Here is an 18,399-nt window from a genome sequence, read left to right as displayed (position 1 = left end):
GGGATTCCCTATGGCATATCTTGACCCCTTCACTAGAATTTAGCTAATGTGGATGTGCTTTGCTGTTCAACAGCCCTTGTGGCTCCGATAACAAAAACATAAGCGTTGAGTCGGAAGAAAGAAAGGTTTGGCATGCTCCGCACCCGAAGCTTTTTCGTCTTCCTGGCAGTGATGGCCTTTCTTGCCGGGGCTTCCCTGTTGGTCGTCCGATATACCCTAGTGGATGCCATGGACCGCGTGGAACGTCGCTTGGCGGAGGACGTTCTCCGGACCATTCGGACCGTGGTGGAAGCCGAAATGCTCAAAATGGTCCGGACGACCCGCGACTGGGCCTTTTGGAGCGCGACCTATCAGTTCATCGAGGACCTGAACACGGGATACATCGAAGAAAATCTCACCGCGGAATCCTTTAAAAGTCTACACGTCCATGGGATGCTCTTCTATAACAAAGATCGAGTCCTACGCTACCAGACCAGATTTGATTTCAGTACAGGTGTGGAAACCCGCTTCTCTGAGGAACTCCTCGGAAAAGTCCAAAAGACGATCTCACTCTTTTCCCCGCAGGATGAAGGAGACTGCATCTCGGGGATTTTCGTCCATGAAGGAAAAGCCCTTTTGACCGCCGCCTGCCCTATCTTGGACAGCGACGTCACAGGTCCCTCCCGGGGAACGCTCGTTCTCGTGAGAGAAATGGACCAGGAAATCATCGATTTTTTGCAGGCAACCACCAATCATACCATTGCCGCGACGGCGGACGACCTGGAAACGGATGTCTCCTCCGCCCAACCCAGGAGTCCAGAAATATCTCTGAAGTTTTTCAAGGATCAGATAGTGGGCCGCGTCGTTTTTCCGGGACTTCAGAGCCATGGCGCGTTGATCGTGGAAACTCAGATGGAACGCTCGATCCACCGTCAAGCAGTCCAGTCCATGCGGCTCTTTGCGGCGGCCTTGGCGATTCTGGCTCTCTGGAGCCTGGGAGCTCTGTGGTACTTTATGGACCGCAAGGTGCTTCGGAGAATCGGCGACATTGTCCTGAAGACCCGAAAGTTGCCCCTGGTGAGTGAAAATGCCGCGCAGGCGTCAAATCTGGACGAGATTGGGGTCCTGCGTCAGTCTATGAATGAGCTGCTCCGTAATCTAGAAAGAGCTGTGGAAGAAAAACTGGAGCAGCAGCAGGAGTTGCACACTATCCTTGAGACCAACCCTGTGGGCATCGTCCTTGTGGATCAGGAAAAGAGGACGGTGTCGTGGGCAAACTCCAAAGCCCTAGAGCTCATGGGACGGTCGCTCGATGAGGTCCGAAACAGATCGTGCAAGGATGTGGTGTGTCCAGCGAGAGGTCCGGAATGTCCCGTGTTGGACCTGGGACGGGAGGTGCGCGATGTGGAATGCTTGATGCCCACCAGCGAAGGCAAGGGCGTGCCGGTGTTGCGAAGCATCGTGGCCGTCACCTACAACCGCAGGCCTCATCTTCTGGAAGCGGTCGGAGACCTCCGAGCCCAAAAAGCCTTGGAATCCCAGTTGGACCGAGCCAAGAAGCTGGAAACCGTGGGTCTGGTCGCCGGTGGAGTGGCTCACGATCTCAACAACCTGCTCACGTCTCTGGTGGGCTATCCCGATATGCTCCTTGGCCGTATGAGCGCCGCCGACCCCATGTACCGGCCGCTCACCCTCATCCGCGACGCCGGCTTGAAGGCGGGTGCCATCGTCCAGGATCTCCTCACGCTCGCGCGCCGAGGCGTAAAAACGACAGAGCGCTTCGATCTTGGTCAGCTCATGACCCGAGTCTTTTCTTCCACGGAATTTGCCGTCCTTCGGAGTGCGCATCCCGACGTCCGCATCGTCATCCAGGTGGAGAGTCGGCATTTTTACTGCTTAGGATCTGAACCTCATCTCGAGAAAGCGCTGATGAACCTCGTGCGCAACGCCGTCGAAGCCATCGCCGACACGGGCACGGTGACCGTGGCTGTCGATGGGGTGGAACTGGATCAACCAAAATCCGGCTTTGAAACGGTGCAGGCCGGCCGTTGGATCCGCCTGCGCATCCAGGATACGGGTTGCGGCATTGCGGCGGAAGACCTCCCTCATATTTTTGAGCCGTTCTACACGAAAAAGAAGATGGGAAGCCGGAGCGGCACAGGCTTGGGCATGACCGTTATCTGGCATGCCGTCAAGGACATGGGCGGTTTTGTGGATGTCGAAAGTGCCCCGGGCCACGGCACCACCTTCACTTTGTACCTCCCGGAAGCCGATCCGCCCGCCGGCGACTCGAGAGCGGAATGGACGGAAACCCTCCCCAAAGGCTCGGGCCAAAAGATCCTTGTGGTTGAAGATATGGAAGACCAAAGAATCCTTGTGGAGAAACTCCTTACGGACCTTGGCTACCGTGTCTTTACCGCATGCACCGGGCGTGAAGCCGTGGCTTTGGCACTCACCCAGGACTTTGACGCCCTGGTGCTGGATATGAGGTTAGGCGACGATATGGACGGTTTGGATGTGTACCGGGAAATCTTGAAACACCGCCCCACCCAGAGAGTCTTGGTGGTCAGCGGCGACGTGTCTGAAGAACGCGTGGCCGCCTTGACGTCTTTGGGGGTTTCCCATTACCTGCCCAAACCGTACAGCCTGCAAAAAATGGCGGAGGCCGTCCACTTGGTGCTTCAGAGCCCTCCGGGCGATTTACCCCAAGGGGCTGTCCAATAGAAATCGGGAGGGAAGAAGGGCGTTCCGTGCAGCGGGCGGCCTGGGGTAATCGCTGAACCGCACGAACGGCGCTCCTACCGTTTCTTTGCCACGCCCTGGCGGCCTTCGATCCGCAAGGGGCCGCAGAATCGGCGTCCCCAGTCAAAGTCAGGGGTGCCGGCGAGGGGGCGGCCTTAGACGGTGGGCTGACGTCCGGCCAAGGACTCGAGGGCCAGCAGGAGCGCTTGGGTACCCTTGCGGCCGTGCCCTTGGGCCTTCACGGCGGTATAGAGCTGATGGACCAAGGCCAGACCCGGAAGGGCCAGGTTCATGCGCTGGGCCTCCTTGAGGGCGATGCCCATATCCTTGATGAAATGCTCCACATAAAAGCCAGGTTCAAAATCACGGCGCATCATCCGGGGCACCAAGTTGTCGAGCGCCCAGCAGGCCGCAGCCCCGCGGCCGATGCTCAGGAGCACGCGTTCGGGATCCAATCCGGCGCTCGTCGCATACAGGAGGCTTTCACACACGCCGATCATGGTCCCGGCGATGACGATTTGATTGCACATTTTGGCGTGTTGGCCCGATCCGGCGGGGCCGTGATGAACAATGTTTTTCCCGAGAATTTCCAGCAGAGGTCGAATGGCAGCAAAGGCTTCCGGGTCCCCTCCGACCATGATGGAAAGCGTCGCCTGGCGTGCGCCCACATCGCCGCCGGAGACCGGAGCGTCCAAGGCATAAGCCCCACGTCGGCGGGCCTCGGCATCGATGTCGCGAGCCAGACCGGGTTCCGTCGTGGTCATATCCACCAGAATCGTGCCTGGCTGGAGCCCTGCGAAAACGCCGTTCTTGCCGAAATACACCTCCCGCACATCCTCGGGAAAGCCCAACATGGTAAATAGAACTTGGGACGCCGCAGCCGTCTGCGCCGCGGACTCGCCCCATGCGGCGCCGCGTTCCAAGAGATGCTCGGCCTTGTCCCGGCTTCGGTTAAAAACCGTCACCGCATAGCCGGCTTTCAATAGATGGCCACACATGGCCGATCCCATGACACCGGTCCCGATCCACCCAAGGCGAATCCGGGCGGGATCCGCCGTTTCCAAGGCTGATCTTTCCGTCGATCCCATGGTCCCTCCAGGGAATCTCCTTGCCGAAAACGGTTTTTGTTTTACGCCGGGGTCGGGAACCAGCTTCCTCTAGATCCGCGGAAACGCCCTAAGACACTCCCCGCGGCCATGCCCGCGCATCAGCGTCAGTTGACGTGTTCTTGAGGACTCCGGACCCAACTTGTTTCGCTCCGATGGCCCTTTAAATAACCCTAAAGTCTTTCCGCCCATAGAGGTCCCCGGTCGGCCCACCCCTAAACCCGAATCATCCAGGCCAAGTTTCAGTGTGTCTATCCGTCCGAGCCTCGGTCTTTTTGGGGCCGAATCCATGTGCCCATGTCTTTGTATGCCCGGGTGACGGCCTTGAGTTGGTCTCTTTGATTCAAAAAGAGGTCCTTCATGCCCTGGAGCCATTTTAGATGCGCCACCGTGTCTTCTTTGGTGAGAAACAGGGGATGTTCGCCACGCACCGTTTCCACGACAAAAACCGTTCCGTCCCACCGCACGGTGCCTTCACTGCTGCATGTCATGCAGCGCACGGGCTGAAGCTCGGCGGCATCCCCATCCTTTCGCGGGAGCCACCGGAACGTGTCTCCCCCACACAAAGGACATCGCGGTGTCTTCGGATCCGGGGAGGCCGGCCCCTGTTCCAGAGCCAACGCCAGTCTCCGGGCGGCAGCGGGACCGTCCGCCCCTCGGAGGACTTCCCCGGGGAGCGCCCCGTAGACGACCTCGGATCCCCGATGATCCGCAAGGATCAGCTTGAGAAAACTGTCCACCATGAGCTTGGTATAGCCTTCCAGCCCCACGACACCGGCGATGGCCACACCCACTGCCGGCTTCGCCCACAAGGCGTCCACATGGGCATAAAAACTCAGTCCCCGGTCCAGAAGACGTTTCAAACTAGCGTTGGCCCCGAGAAAGTAGGTGGGAGCTGCGACGACAACCGCATCGGCGTGGACCAATGCGTCCAACACCAGCCCTAAATCATCCTTTTGGACGCATCGCATGGGCCCGAAAAGGCATTGATAACAAGCCAAACATGGGCGGATGTCCAGTTCCGGAAGTCGAATGAGACGCAAATCCCAAGAACCGTTCAGGCATCGATAGATTTCCTTGATGAAAATTTCGCTGTTGCCGAACTTTCTCGGGGAGGCCACAAGCCCCAGCAATGTTTTCATAAAGGTCTGCTCCTTTCCTGCACGTCATGGAGGAAGTCCAACGGTCCGGGCACTTGGCACGCTCCCCCTGTGCCCGAAGAATTTTAGTCTATCGGCAAACCGCTCGAGGCGCAAACGCAGAGCGCACGCACCCCGACGGAAACGTTGATCCTCGGATTACAGCCCGATAAGATGACACACACATCGTGCATCGATAAGGAGAACTGGGCGTGGTGGAAAAAGTCATCATCATGGGGGCGGCCGGTCGGGATTTTCATAATTTTAACGTCTACTTCCGAAACAATCCCAGATACCGGGTCATCGCCTTTACCGCCGCACAGATTCCCGACATCGAAGGTCGTCGCTACCCACCCGAGCTGGCCGGGCCGGGTTACCCCGAAGGCATTCCCATTTATCCGGAAGAGGGTCTCCCGGAGCTGATCCGGGAGCACCGCATTGACCTGGTGGCCTTTTCCTACAGCGACGTGCCCCACCTGGAGGTCATGCACAAGGCGTCTCTCGTGATGGCCGAAGGTGCCGACTTTATTCTCATCGGGGCCACTTATACTATGCTGCGGTCGTCCAAGCCCGTGGTCGCCGTGTGCGCCGTGCGCACCGGCTGCGGGAAGTCTCAAACCACCCGGAAAGTGTGTGAAATCCTCCGCCGCCGACAGGTTCGTGTGGTGGCCGTTCGGCACCCCATGCCTTATGGGGATATTCGGTCTCAGGAGGTGCAGCGGTTCGGCCGGGACGAGGATTTTCAAAAACACCGATGCACCATCGAAGAGCGAGAGGAATACGAACCCCTCGTGGAGCAGGGGATCACCGTCTACGCTGGAGTGGACTACGGAAAGATCCTCGCAGAAGCCGAAAAGGAAGCTGATGTCATCGTCTGGGACGGCGGGAACAACGACACGCCGTTCTATGTGCCCGACGTTCACATCGTGCTGTTCGACCCGCACCGCGCCGGTCATGAACGTTTGTACTTCCCGGGTGAAACCAACGCGCGGATGGCCCACATCGCCGTCATCAACAAGGTGGACACGGCGCCCAGAGAAAACATCGAGCTGGTGCGTCAAAACATCCGGGATCTGGCCCCGACGGCTGAAATCCTCATGGCGGAATCGCCGGTCATCGTCTCCAATCCAGAAACAATCCGAGGCAAGCGGATCGTCGTCGTGGAAGACGGCCCCACCCTGACCCATGGGGAAATGCCCACTGGAGCCGGCATGATCGCGGCACAAAAATTCGGGGCGGCCGCCGTCGTGGATCCGAGACCCTACGCCCGAGGAAGTCTCCGAGACACTTATGCCCGGTACCCGCATATGGGGCCCGTGGTGCCGGCCATGGGATACAGCCCGCGGCAAATCGCCGATCTCGAAGAAACCCTCAATGCCGTGCCGTGTGATCTCGTCGTCTTTGCCACCCCCATCCAGCTCACGCGCGTTGTGTCTTTGAAACACCCCACGGTGCGTGTGCGCTACGAATACCGAGACCACGGCGAGCCGACCCTGGAACAGGCCCTCGAGCGGCGCCTGCCACACGTCTTCGGCCCGCTCGAAAGACGGTAAAGCTGCAGGACCAACCCCGGCGCTGCGCTCCATCATTCAAGGTTTTCGAAAGTCGTGATGACCTCAGGAGTGATCATGAGCCCCGTCCCGCCCGCCAAACCGGTCCTTCTCGTCGCCCTGGGGGGAAACGCCTTAATCCGCGAAGGACAAAAGGGCACCGCTCAGGAACAATTCGACAATCTGCGGGTGCCTATGCGCCAAATCGCCAAGCTCACCGAAACCTACCGGATTGTCATCACCCACGGGAACGGCCCCCAAGTGGGCAACCTCATGCTTCAGCAAGAATCCTGCCCGGAAGTGCCCCGCATGCCCCTGGAGATCCTGGTGGCTCAGAGCCAAGGGCAAATCGGTTACATGATCGAATCGACGCTGGACAGCGAACTCATGGCCCTAGGAATCGTCACCCAAAAGTGCTTGGTGAGCCTGATCAGCTACGTGGTCGTGGACCCCAAAGACCCCGCGTTCGCAGATCCATCCAAGCCCGTCGGGCCGGTGTATCCTGAAGACGTTGTCCCTTCACTGCCTTTTCCCGTGAAGAAAACGCCTCAAGGATACCGACGCGTCGTGGCTTCTCCGAGGCCCATCACCATTGTGGAACAACGGGAAATTCGAAAGCTCATCGCCATGGATTTTGTGGTCATATGCTGCGGCGGCGGAGGCATTCCCGTGGTGCGCGAAGGCCGGAGTTTCTGCGGTGTGGACGCCGTCATCGACAAGGATCTCGCCAGCGCCAAGCTGGCCCGCCAGGCGGGAATCGACATCTTTTGCATCGCCACAAATGTGCCGGGCGTCTATCTGGATTACGGTACTCCTCGGCAGCGTTTTCTGCCGCATCTCACGGCTGACGAAGCCCAGGAGCTTCTGGCCCAAGGCCAGTTCCCTGCAGGGTCCATGGGACCCAAGGTGGAAGCCGCCGTGGAATTCGTCCAGGCTACCGGAAAGCGCGCGGCCATCGGCCCTATCGAAGACATTGCGGGGACTGTGGCCGGCACCAGCGGCACGCAGATCACCCTCCGTCCCTGACAAGCGCAGGCTTTCCGGAGCCCGCAGCAGCCCCAGGAAGATCACTTATGGCCTGGAACTTCGGTGCATTCGGTGCCCATTCCATGGCCTGTGCCCCGGGACGCCTGCATGGACCGCAATGGTGCCATTTCCCCAAGCGAGCGCGCGTCTCGTTCTACGGGGAGGTCTTGCGCGTTTCCCGGCGGCGCAGCCCGCGCTCGACCGTGACGACGAAATCTTGGACATTGGTGAGCACGGACCGAGCGGTGAGCGAACCCCGGTTGGCCAGCTTCTGCACGGCAAATTCGGACATGTCCACGGTATAAAAGAAAACGGGCCGCACCGTCCCGTCCTCCAAAACGCGATAGGAGGGCGCCATGTTGCCCGTGGCAATAGCATGGAGCTGAGTCGCCAGCGCCACGATGGTGGTGGCGTGCCTCACCACTACCCGCATCCGGTCCTGAGCCGCGTACACATCGGCGACGACTTCGGGCAGGGGCCCATCGTCGCGAATAGATCCCGCCAGCACCACAGGAATCTTGCACTTCCACGCCGTATGCATGATGCCGCCCGCCACCAGGCCCGCCTGCACGGCGGCTTCCACCGATCCCAAGGCCCGCACCCGATTGATGGCATCCAGATGATGATAATGGCCCAGCGGGGCCAGGCGCTTGGAATAGATTTCTTGCCCCAATGCCGTGCCGAACATGGCCGCTTCCACGTCGTGGACGGCTAGGGCGTTGCCTGCAAGAATCCCGTGAACATAGCCCCGGTCCATAAGGGCGCAGAAGGCGTCCCGGGCGTCTTGATCGAAAACTAAGGCCGGGCCTAGGACCCAGACGACATACCCATGATCCCGCTCGTGGATCAAAAGGTCGTAAAACTCATCATAGTCGATGGAAAAAGATGTCTCCCGAGTCAGCCGGGTTCGGAAAGCGAACTTGTCGCCCCGCCCCCCGTCTTCACCGAAGGGTTCCGCATGCACGTAAATCCCTTCTTCCCCATTTTCCCCTCGTCCGAGGGCCACGCGGTCACCCACCTGCAACCGTCGAAACTCCATCACCTCCAGGGTGCCTTCGGGGCGCTGAACCACGACACAGTCCATGCGGGATTCCTTGAGGAGCTCCCAACGTCCAGGGGCCACATGGTAGTACTCCGGGAAAATGGATGTGGCATGATACCCTTCCGGAGCCACGCCGGCACGATCCACGACGGCAAAACGCACCAGCGGGGCGTCCCGCAATGGCGGCTTGGAAAAATCCGGGGCGATATACGGTGGAAACCAGAACATGTCGGCCTCCTGTCGGGCTCAAGAGTCCTTGGCACCACAGAACGCTTGACCCGAATGGATTAACACAGGCCTGCACGAACCACAACCCGACCTTCACGGCGGCACACAAACCCATGGGACAGACGGCCATGGTCCACTGCGTGATGGTGGCAGAACGCCTCGCATCCTCGCCTTCCTTGACAGACTGTCGGTTCTTCTATAGAGCTTGTGCATTCTGTGCATCGTTTGAACCAATAATCCCAGGAGCGGGACGATGGATATTCGACGATTGGAAGTGTTTTGCAGGGTTGTGGAGCTTGGCAGTTTCACGAAAGCCGCCGAAGCGGTGCTCTTGTCCCAGCCGACCATCAGTGAGCATATCAAGACCTTGGAAGATATGGTGGGAGAAAGGCTTCTGGACCGACTGGGCCGAGAGGTTCTGCCCACCCCGGCGGGGAAAATTCTTTACCGGTATGCGAAAAAGATGATCCAGATCAAAGAGGAAGCCGTTCAGGCCATGGCGGCCTACCGAGGCGACCTCACCGGAGCGTTGCACCTCGGGGCAAGCACGATCCCAGGAACTTACATCCTGCCTCGGCTCATCGGCCTTTTCAAGCAGCGTCACCCGGAAGTCCAGATCAGTGTCCACATCGCCGGGACGAAGGAAGTGGCCGATGCCGTGGCGGAAGGACGTCACGAACTCGGCCTTGTGGGATCGATGTGGAAAGATCGGCGCCTGAGTTTCGAGCGCATCTTTTCTGATGAACTGGTGCTGGTGGTGCCCAAAGACCATCGGTGGGCCCGCGAAACTTCCATTCCCCTCGAACGGTTGGCGGAGGAGCCTTTCATCGCGAGGCATCGGGGCTCGGGGACTCGCATGGTGACCTACGACATCCTGGAAAACGCAGGGTTTGATCTCCAACGCCTCAAAGTGGTCGCGGAAATGAGCACCACGGAAGCCGTTCGCCAAAGCGTCAAGGCCGGTATCGGCATTTCCATTTTATCCCGGCAGGCTGTGGCGGAAGATGTGGCTCACGGAAGCTTGGCAGTGGTCCCCATTGACGGGGTGAGCTTCCATCGCCCGTTTTATCTGGTCAAGCGCAAAGGCCGGGAAGCCTCCCCGATATCCCTGGCTTTTGAAGAACACCTCAGAACCCACAATCATGACGATCTCAAGCTCTCCATGCGAAATAGACGGACCTCGGGAGGCTAGGATCCATAGAGAAGGTGTCCCGGGGCTATGGATGATGAGGCCCTTCAGGATTCGTGTTGGCGAGGACGTTCTCTTCGGCCTCCTTCGAACCGCTTCTTCCGAGCCGGACGCTTGGGCCCCACTCTCGGACGCGTGGACAAGCACATACCCCTTCGGGAGTTTGCGTCCAGAACAATCGGCACAGCCGATAGACCCGCCGTCGTCGCATCCGCCTTTCCTATTTGTTTTCTTCGCGGAGTTTTTTTTAACTCTCTTTGGAACACGTCTCGGGCACGGGCACTCAGCTCTTCGATTTGGGAACATCACAGATGCCGGGGCTCATGAGATGACGCCCGCACGCCGGGCCATATCCAAAGCGAAGGGCGACTTCGCGGGTCATACGCCGCCGAGGGGTTTGAGCGTTTCTTTAGAGGCATCCTCATGGAATCGGAGACGAGATCCTCGCGAGAACGATGAGAAGGGAGGAAGCATCGATGGCCGTCAAGAATGTGTTCGCGACGCGATGGGGCGTGATTCTGGTGGGAGCGGTGATCGGGGTTTTGGCACCGGTGCTTCAGAAACTGGGCAACCCGGGCAACATGGGAATCTGTGTTGCCTGTATGGAACGGGACATGGCCGGCGCCTTAGGACTGCATCGCGCCGACGTCGTCCAATACATGCGCCCGGAAATCATCGGTTTTGTCCTGGGCGCCCTCATCGCCGCCTATTTATTCAAAGAATTCCGCCCTCGTGCGGGTTCGGCCCCCATTGTCCGTTTCGTCCTTGGGGTGTTTGCCATGATCGGCGCCCTTGTTTTCCTCGGCTGTCCTTGGCGGGCGATCTTGCGCCTGGCGGGCGGGGATGCCAACGCCATCCTCGGGCTTCTGGGCCTGGCATTCGGCGTATGGATCGGCACGCTCTTTCTGAGAACCGGCTATACCCTCGGGAGAACGCAACCCGCGCCTGCGACCGTAGGATGGGTTCTGCCTTTGATCATGCTGGGCTTCCTGGTCCTCCTGCTGGTATTTCCTCAGGTTCCCGGAGAACCCAAGAGCGGGGTGTTGTTTTACAGCCTTAAAGGTCCGGGCTCCATGCACGCTCCCGTGGCCGCTTCCCTTATCGTGGGGCTCTTGGTGGGCTTTTTGGCTCAAAGGAGTCGTTTTTGCACCATGGGTGCCTTACGGGATCTCATTCTTTTCCGACAGACCCATCTTTTTGGGGGCTTTGTGAGTCTGGTCGTGGTCGCCTTCGTGACCAATCTGATCTTAGGGCAGTTCAAAGCCGGTTTTACAGGGCAGCCTGTGGCCCACACGCAACATCTGTGGAATTTCGCCGGCATGGCCTTGGCCGGATTGGCCTTCGCCTTGGCCGGCGGCTGCCCGGGACGCCAACTGTTTCTGGCCGGCGAAGGGGACGGGGATGCCGCGGTCTTTGTGATGGGAATGATCGTGGGTGCGGCCTTCTCCCACAACTTCGGCCTCGCCAGTTCTCCCCAAGGGATCGGCCCTCATGGAATTGCAGGACTGATCGTCGGCTTTGCCGTGTGTCTTTTCATCGGCTTGACGATGCGAAAAAAGACGGCTTAAGGAGGAACGCCATGGCCACAACCGTCGATGCTCGAGGGTTTTCCTGTCCTCAGCCGGTGCTCATGACCTTGGAATCCATCAAGAAAGAGAATCCTCGGGAGCTCATCGTATTGGTGGATACAGACACATCGAAGGAAAACGTCATGCGGGCGGCCCAGAGCCAAGGCTACGCCGTCAAGGACGTGGCCGGCGAAGGGGAAGGCTACCGCATCCATATCGTCAAAGAATGATCGCCATGTTTGGCTTTCTGAAAAAACTCATGCCCCGCAAGCCCAAGACCGCCGTTGGTGCGGCCGTGGATCGGGGCATTCTCGTTTTCGAAAACACCAGCGAAGTCATCCAAGCGGAAAAGCACCTGAAAGGTCTCGGATATCCCGTCACCGTCAAAGGTCCTCCTCCGGGAATCCAAAAAGGGTGCGACTTGGTTATCGAATTTCCGCTGATGGAGAAACTGTCCCTGGAACGCCACTTGGCCTCCGCCGGACTGCACCCGTTGACCATCGTACCGGTGACGGCACCGCTCTTGGAACCCGTAAGCCTTTTCCACACCAAAGACTACGGCCGCCATCTCATGGTGAGGGCCGCCAACATGAAAATCACCGTGGAAAAGGAGACCCTGCGCATTGTGAACATTTCCGGAGGCGGATGCCCCGATGTGCCGTATCTCGCCGATCGTCTTGTGGGCAAAACCTTGTCGGAGGCCCCTCAGCCGAGGGACCTCGGACACACCTTGTGCGGATATGCCCTTCAATTGGCCTATGAGGAGCTGTGCCGTCGATGCTTGCCATAGTGGGAACGGTCCCCGATCCTTCTTTTCCTCTCGTTCACGACATTGCTCGGATTTCGGACGATGGACTCTTCGTGGGGGGGCTTCGCGTCCCCATCGGCCGTGGAACGCCGGCTCTTGTGGCCGCAGCGCTGGTCACCAACGACCGGCTATCCGGACAGGACGTGATGGTGTTTCTCGTGGGAGACATCGGACGGGGCGACGGCAGCCGGATGTTGTATCAATACCTTTCGGAAAACCTTCACCGCTTTTCCTTGGATGTCTTGGTCTTTCATTACCTCCAGCCCGACGTGGACTGGCACAACAAGGTGTTGTTTGCCGTCGATGCCATGCCCCGCCGCCCATGGCTTATCGCCGATGCAGGATTCATGTATGCGGCCAAAATGAGCGGGCAGGCTTCGGCGTACGATGTTTTCACCCCGGATGTGGGCGAACTGGCCTTTCTGGCGGATGAATCGGCCCCCCACCCTTTTTACACCCGAGGCTTCCTCCTCCATGACCACCTTACGGTGCCCGATCTTGTGAAGAAAGCCTATGCCCATGGGGACGCATCCCGATGGCTTGTGGTCAAAGGGGAAACGGATCATATCGCCCAATCGGGACGCATTGTGGCCACTATAGCCGAACCGCGCTGGGAACCCATGGAAGCCATCGGCGGCACGGGGGATACCTTGACAGGGATTCTCGCAGCCCTGTGCGCCTCAGGCAAAGATCCCCTTGACGCATGCCGCACTGCGGCTTTAACAAACCGATGGATCGGGCACATCGCCCGACCCACGCCGGCCACCCAGGTCGCCGATCTTATCCCTGCCATTCCTGACGCCTTGACCCAGGCTTCGAACAGCATGGGTGCGGAGGAAGCTCTTGGATAAAGCACCGCCCATTCGACTGACAGAGACCGTCACAGGGGCCGGCTGAGCCTCCAAACTGGCTCCGGGGGACCTGGACCGAGCCCTTTGCGGCATGCGCTTTCCCACGGACGAGAACGTCCTGGTGGGGCTGGACCGGGCCGATGATGCGGGCGTGTATAAAGTGTCCGAAGACTTGGCCCTGATTCAGACGGTGGACTTCTTTACGCCCATCGTGGACGACCCTTACTGGTTCGGGCAAATCGCCGCCGCCAATGCGTTGAGCGACGTTTATGCCATGGGTGGCATCCCCAAAACGGCCATGAATCTGGTGGCCTTCCCCGCCAAAGACATGGGGTTGGAAGTCTTGAGAGCCATCATCCAAGGCGGCATCGATAAGCTGGCGGAAGCGGACGTCGTCCTCATCGGCGGCCACAGCATCGAAGACAAGGAGCTCAAATACGGTCTTTCCGTCACCGGGTTCATTCATCCGCGACGGATCCTCACCAAGAAAAACCTCCATGCCTCAGACCACCTCATTCTGACCAAACCCTTAGGCACAGGAATCGTCAACACCGCCATCAAAGCGCGTCTTGCTTCGGCAGAACTCACCGAACGCGTCACCCGGCTCATGGCCGCCCTCAACCGCACGGCTTCGGAAGTCCTGCGAGGGTTTCAGGTACATGCCTGCACGGACGTCACCGGATTCGGCCTTTTGGGACACCTGGCCGAAATGGTGGAGGGATCCGGAAAAAGTGTGGTCATCCATGCCCATCAGGTGCCCGTGTTGCCTGAAGCCGAAGAATTCGCCTCTATGGGTTTAATCCCCGCGGGCGCCTACAAAAACAGGGACTTCCGAAACCACATGGTGACTTTTGCCCCTGAAGTTCCCCTGGCGATTCAAGACATTCTTTTCGATCCCCAAACGTCCGGGGGGCTCCTCATCTGCGTGGCGGCAGCCCATGCCGACCCCCTCTACCAGGCTCTTCACGACAAAGGCATTCCCGCCGCCGTCATCGGCGAGGTGCTGGACGATCCCACGGAGCGCATCCACGTCACCGGAGCTCGATAGTCCGAGAAGCGCTCTCCCATGAAAACCCGCCGCGCCCCGGGGACAACGGGACGATTGCGCATCTTTCCGGCAGTTTTCCACTTTTCGACAAATCACACGAACCGTCCCCCCCCACGGGAAAAACTTCTTCTGACGTCCGTGAAAGAACGCATCCTTGACATTGGCGCCAATAAATGCAAATGAGTTGCAAAATAGGGCCATGGCTTTCTGATGCCGTGGTGGGGACGCTATTCAAGCATGGAGGTGCCAGCCTATGTCGGCTCGATTTTTCCGTCTCGCCATGATGGTTGCGGTTGTTTTGTCGGGATGGGCCAATGAAGCACGGCCCGCAGAGCCCCTTAAGGTTTTTGTGAGCTTGCCTCCCCAGAAGGAGTTTGTGGAGCGTTTGGGGGGAAATCGCGTGCACGTGACAGCCTTGGTGCCGCCGGGAGCGGACCCGCACACCTATGAACCTTCCCCGGCGCAGATGAAAGCTCTGACGCAAGCCTCGCTCTATTTCTCCATCGGCATCCCTTTCGAGAAAAACCTCCTGGGTCGTGTCCGCTCGCTGAACCCTCAACTGCAGGTGGTTGCCACGGATGAGGGATTATCCAAGCGGCCCATCACCGGCCAGGGTCACGCCCATGAACACATTCATGGGGAGCCAAAGGACCGACCGGGCAAGGAAGCGGAGGATTCCCATGGGCATGACGAGGGCGAACCCGACCCGCATGTCTGGTTGTCTCCGCCGATGGTGATGGCCATGGCGCGCCCCATGGTTTTGGCCTTGATCGCGGCGGATCCCGCGGACCAGCCCGGTTACGAGGCGCGCTACAAGAATTTTCTTCAGGATGTGGCGGCCTTGGACCTCGAGATTCACAAAACTTTCCGGGACGCGAAACCCCCTCGGGAGTTCTATGTCTTCCACCCCTCCTGGGGTTACTTCGCCGATGCGTACGGTTTGCGCCAAGTGGCGGTGGAATCGGAAGGCAAGGAAGCCAAGCCGGCGCACCTGAAAGAGCTGGTGGTCTCGGCCCGAGAGAAGGGCGTGACAACGCTCTTTGTGCAGCCTCAGTTTTCGAAGCGTTCAGCCGAAATGGTGGCGAAGGAGATCGGAGCACATCTGGAATCCCTTGACCCGCTGGCGGAAAACTGGATGGACAATTTACGTCTCGTCTCTCGTCGGATTCGCGAGGCTATGCCATGAAGGAAAAAGACCAAGGGGATAAAGTGGTGGTTGTTCAAGGCGTCACGTATGCCTACAATCACCATCCTGTGCTCGAGGATGTCCACCTCACCGTCAGCGCGGGGGATTTCGTGGCCGTCATCGGGCCCAACGGCGGAGGAAAGACCACATTGCTCAAAATTCTGCTGGGAATCCTCAAACCCCAGAGCGGCAAAGTGTCCCTTTTCGGGGATATCCCCGCGAAGACAGTCCACCGCGTGGGTTATGTCCCGCAAGATGCTCATATCCATCGATACTTCCCGCTGACCGTCTTGGAACTGACCCTCATGGGTCGCCTCGGCCCGGGACATCTGCTCCGCCGTTACTCGGCCCAGGATGTTTCGGCGGCGGAAGCCGCCCTGGATCGCATGGAAATGCTCCCCTACCGAAAAGCACGGTTGGATGAGTTGAGCGGCGGTCAGCGGCAGAGGGTGTTCATCGCCCGGGCTTTGGCTTCAGAACCTGATGCGCTCTTCCTGGACGAGCCGGCGGCCGGTGTGGACGCGGCAGGACAGACGGATCTTTACAGTCATCTCAAGGAATTGAACGAACGGATGACGATCCTTGTGGTCACCCATGATCTTCTGGTGCTCTCCACCTATGTGAAGTCGGTGGTGTGCGTGAACCGTTCCCTTGTCCACCATCCTTCTCCGGAAATCACGGAGGACATGTTGCGTCTTGGCTATCAATGTCCTGTGGAACTTTTAGGACACGGCCATTTGCCCCATCGGGTGCTGCCCTATCACGGAGGCAAAGATCGTGGGTGAGTGGCTTCAGCTGTCTTTTGTGCAACACGCTTTTGCCGCCGCGGTTTTGGCGGCGGTGTTGTGCGGCATTGTGGGCACCTATGTGGTGGCCAATCGCATCGCCTATCTTGCCGGCGGGGTGGCCCATGCGGCCTACGGAGGTGTGGGGCTCGCGTTTTTCTTGAAGATTCCGCCCATCTTGGGGATCTTGGGGTTTACGTCGGCCGCCGCCATGCTGATGGGCGTGTTGTCTCTTCGAGAACGACACCGCGCCGACACCGTCATCAGTGTACTCTGGGCTTTCGGCATGGCCGTGGGCGTGCTTTTGGTGGATCTGACCCCGGGTTACGGCGCCGATCTCATGAGCTATCTTTTCGGGAGCATCCTGACGGTGTCCCGGGGATCCCTCATGGCCATGGCCGCCTTTACGGCGGTAGTGATCCCGTGTGCGGTGCTTTTCCATAAAGAACTGGCGGCCGTCTCCTACGACGAATCTTTCGCGCGGGTGCGGGGTCTTCCCGTCACGGCTTTTTATCTCAGCATGGTGGGTCTGATAGCTTTGACGGTGGTCGTTCTGGTGCAGGTGGTGGGACTCATTCTCGTCATCGCTTTTCTGACCATCGCCCCATACATCGCCGAAAAACGAAGCCGCTCATTGCAAGGCATGATCTGCCGCGCGGTGGTCTATAATATGGTGTTCGGGATAGTCGGCTTGAGTCTCTCCATTGCGCTCAATGTCAGCTCGGGAGCGGCCATCATCTGCGTGGCGGCAGCCGGTTATTTCGCCTCAGTCAGCCTGGATGTTTTCAAAAACCGCAGGCGATAAGGGAACACGCCATGTGCGAGCGGTGCGATTATCGGAAGTTTCTCGAAAACGTGGGGATTCGTCCCACGGGACATCGTCTGGCCGTATTGAGAGTTTTGGGAACCGCCAAAAACCCGCTGACGGCCCAAGAAGTCTTCGATGCCCTCCAGACCGACCGAAGCATAAATCGTGTGACGGTGTACCGTGTGCTCGAATCCCTCGTGGAAGGTGGTGTGGTGGACAAGATGAGCGCCGGGGACCGAAGCTTTCGTTACGGGTTGGCTCCCAACGAAAACCATCCACGCCATGCGCATTTTTACTGCCGCCTGTGCGGCCTCATGGCGTGTCTGCCTCCGGAAAGCCTCCCCATGCTTTCCCAGAGCGCTTCTGCCGGGCTTCCAGGAATTGTGGAAAAGTATGAAATCCGCGTAGACGGCATCTGCCATGAATGTCGCTTGAGAAAACCATGAGCAGCCCGGCGGCGCCGTTCATCGGTACGGTCGAATCTCGACGCCATGAGCTATCGGAACTATCTATTTGTCCCTCATCCCCATGCTTCTCTATGCTTTTTCCGAAGGATCGTCCGTGCGCCGTTGTTCCCGCAGTGGTGACGACCCCATGGGCAGGGGGGGCCGTTGTCTATGGGAAAGGCGGCGGGCTGGCCCATTTGAGAAAGAGGGTGATCGTGCCGTATCCTGCGAAGAGACGCAAGCAGCGTCAAGAGGACATGTTCTAGAGCCCTTTGATGGAGACGCACTATGAGCGAAGAACGTTTGGATTGCCGGGGTTTGGCGTGCCCGGCGCCGGTTTTGAAAGTCAAAGACATCCTGGATCGCACGTCGGTGGATTGTATCACGGTGGTGGTGGACAATCCGGCGGCAAAGGAAAATGTGAGTCGGTTTCTCAGCCGGACGGGTTTCCATGTTCAGGTGCAGGAACATGGAAGTGACTATCTGGTTCAGGGACGTCGCGGCGCCCCTGCCAGTGCTGAGGCCGTCTCCCCCCAGAAGGATGCAGAATCGTCCCGCATCTTGGTCTTGGTGGGCACATCCCGTTTGGGAACCGGTGATGACGGGCTCGGGGCAAAACTCATGGAAAACTTCCTGGGAACGTTGAAAGAGATGGGACCCGCCCTATGGCGCCTGGTGTTTCTCAACGGCGGGGTGCACCTCACCGTCGAGGATTCTCCCGTCTTGGAAACGCTTAAGAACTTGGAAAAAGACAAGGTGTCCATTCTGGTCTGCGGAACCTGCCTCAACCACTTCGGCCTTCTGGAAAAAAAGGCGGTGGGAGAAACGACCAACATGCTGGACATCGTCACCTCCATGCAATTGGCCGATCGCGTCATCAGCCTGACCTAGCGCCAGG

Annotated in this window: 17 protein-coding genes; 14 read left to right on the top strand and 3 right to left on the bottom strand. The window is 58.8% G+C overall.

Annotation, left to right across the window (positions count from 1 at the left end; translation table 11 throughout):
- Nucleotides 1-132 precede the first annotated feature (132 nt).
- Nucleotides 133-2,703 (top strand): CHASE4 domain-containing protein, encoded by a 2,571-nt coding sequence (locus ACZ5K9_RS10690; RefSeq protein WP_464271324.1) that lies wholly within the window; start codon nt 133-135, stop codon nt 2,701-2,703.
- A 173-nt stretch (nt 2,704-2,876) separates the two neighbouring features.
- Here ACZ5K9_RS10690 and ACZ5K9_RS10685 read toward each other — a convergent pair whose 3' ends face one another.
- Nucleotides 2,877-3,809, bottom strand: a complete 933-nt coding sequence (locus tag ACZ5K9_RS10685; RefSeq protein ID WP_464271323.1) for an NAD(P)-dependent oxidoreductase — start codon at nt 3,807-3,809, stop codon at nt 2,877-2,879.
- 269 nt (nt 3,810-4,078) lie between these two features.
- A complete protein-coding gene (locus ACZ5K9_RS10680; RefSeq protein WP_464271322.1) occupies nt 4,079-4,969 on the bottom strand; it encodes a flavodoxin family protein in 891 nt (296 codons plus the stop codon).
- A 209-nt stretch (nt 4,970-5,178) separates the two neighbouring features.
- On the opposite strand from ACZ5K9_RS10680, the gene ACZ5K9_RS10675 reads away from it, so the two are divergent.
- A complete protein-coding gene (locus ACZ5K9_RS10675; protein ID WP_464271321.1) occupies nt 5,179-6,519 on the top strand; it encodes a cyclic 2,3-diphosphoglycerate synthase in 1,341 nt (446 codons plus the stop codon).
- Between the two features lie 75 nt (nt 6,520-6,594).
- The gene (locus tag ACZ5K9_RS10670; RefSeq protein ID WP_464271320.1) at nt 6,595-7,542 is read left to right on the top strand and encodes a carbamate kinase; all 948 of its coding nucleotides are present in this window, start codon (nt 6,595-6,597) and stop codon (nt 7,540-7,542) included.
- A 154-nt stretch (nt 7,543-7,696) separates the two neighbouring features.
- Here the strand turns inward: ACZ5K9_RS10670 and ACZ5K9_RS10665 are convergent, their stop codons facing one another.
- Entirely contained in the window at nt 7,697-8,812 is a 1,116-nt protein-coding gene (locus tag ACZ5K9_RS10665; RefSeq protein ID WP_464271319.1) for a putative NPN-dependent ornithine cyclodeaminase, read from the bottom strand.
- Between the two features lie 253 nt (nt 8,813-9,065).
- On the opposite strand from ACZ5K9_RS10665, the gene ACZ5K9_RS10660 reads away from it, so the two are divergent.
- The 11 genes from ACZ5K9_RS10660 (at nt 9,066) to yedF (ending at nt 18,392) form a co-directional block, all read left to right on the top strand.
- Nucleotides 9,066-10,004 carry a selenium metabolism-associated LysR family transcriptional regulator gene (locus tag ACZ5K9_RS10660; RefSeq protein ID WP_464271318.1) on the top strand — a complete coding sequence of 313 codons (939 nt, stop codon included), beginning with the start codon at nt 9,066-9,068 and terminating at the stop codon, nt 10,002-10,004.
- Between the two features lie 473 nt (nt 10,005-10,477).
- On the top strand, nt 10,478-11,569 hold the full coding sequence (yedE, locus tag ACZ5K9_RS10655) for a YedE family putative selenium transporter (RefSeq protein WP_464271317.1): 1,092 nt from the start codon (nt 10,478-10,480) through the stop codon (nt 11,567-11,569).
- An 11-nt stretch (nt 11,570-11,580) separates the two neighbouring features.
- A complete protein-coding gene (locus tag ACZ5K9_RS10650) occupies nt 11,581-11,799 on the top strand; it encodes a sulfurtransferase TusA family protein (protein ID WP_464271316.1) in 219 nt (72 codons plus the stop codon).
- 5 nt (nt 11,800-11,804) lie between these two features.
- Nucleotides 11,805-12,359 carry a putative Se/S carrier protein gene (locus tag ACZ5K9_RS10645; protein ID WP_464271315.1) on the top strand — a complete coding sequence of 185 codons (555 nt, stop codon included), beginning with the start codon at nt 11,805-11,807 and terminating at the stop codon, nt 12,357-12,359.
- On the top strand, nt 12,347-13,228 hold the full coding sequence (locus ACZ5K9_RS10640; protein ID WP_464271314.1) for an NAD(P)H-hydrate dehydratase: 882 nt from the start codon (nt 12,347-12,349) through the stop codon (nt 13,226-13,228). Before ACZ5K9_RS10645 ends, ACZ5K9_RS10640 begins: the two co-directional genes overlap by 13 nt.
- On the top strand, nt 13,221-14,276 hold the full coding sequence (gene selD, locus ACZ5K9_RS10635) for a selenide, water dikinase SelD (RefSeq protein ID WP_464271313.1): 1,056 nt from the start codon (nt 13,221-13,223) through the stop codon (nt 14,274-14,276). The genes ACZ5K9_RS10640 and selD overlap by 8 nt, the downstream gene beginning before the upstream one ends.
- Nucleotides 14,277-14,529: 253 nt before the next feature.
- Nucleotides 14,530-15,462, top strand: a complete 933-nt coding sequence (locus tag ACZ5K9_RS10630) for a metal ABC transporter solute-binding protein, Zn/Mn family (RefSeq protein WP_464271312.1) — start codon at nt 14,530-14,532, stop codon at nt 15,460-15,462.
- A complete protein-coding gene (locus ACZ5K9_RS10625) occupies nt 15,459-16,247 on the top strand; it encodes a metal ABC transporter ATP-binding protein (protein ID WP_464271311.1) in 789 nt (262 codons plus the stop codon). The genes ACZ5K9_RS10630 and ACZ5K9_RS10625 overlap by 4 nt, the downstream gene beginning before the upstream one ends.
- A complete protein-coding gene (locus ACZ5K9_RS10620) occupies nt 16,240-17,052 on the top strand; it encodes a metal ABC transporter permease (protein WP_464271310.1) in 813 nt (270 codons plus the stop codon). The genes ACZ5K9_RS10625 and ACZ5K9_RS10620 overlap by 8 nt, the downstream gene beginning before the upstream one ends.
- Before the next feature lie 11 nt (nt 17,053-17,063).
- Nucleotides 17,064-17,501 carry a Fur family transcriptional regulator gene (locus ACZ5K9_RS10615; protein ID WP_464271309.1) on the top strand — a complete coding sequence of 146 codons (438 nt, stop codon included), beginning with the start codon at nt 17,064-17,066 and terminating at the stop codon, nt 17,499-17,501.
- A gap of 288 nt (nt 17,502-17,789) precedes the next feature.
- Nucleotides 17,790-18,392: a sulfurtransferase-like selenium metabolism protein YedF gene (gene yedF / locus ACZ5K9_RS10610; RefSeq protein ID WP_464271308.1), complete on the top strand. Its 603-nt coding sequence runs from the start codon at nt 17,790-17,792 to the stop codon at nt 18,390-18,392.
- Nucleotides 18,393-18,399 lie beyond the last annotated feature (7 nt).

The organism is Desulfosoma profundi (assembly GCF_055387865.1).
Note: the sequence above shows the minus strand (reverse complement) of the source record. Positions and strands in the feature narration are given on the sequence as shown.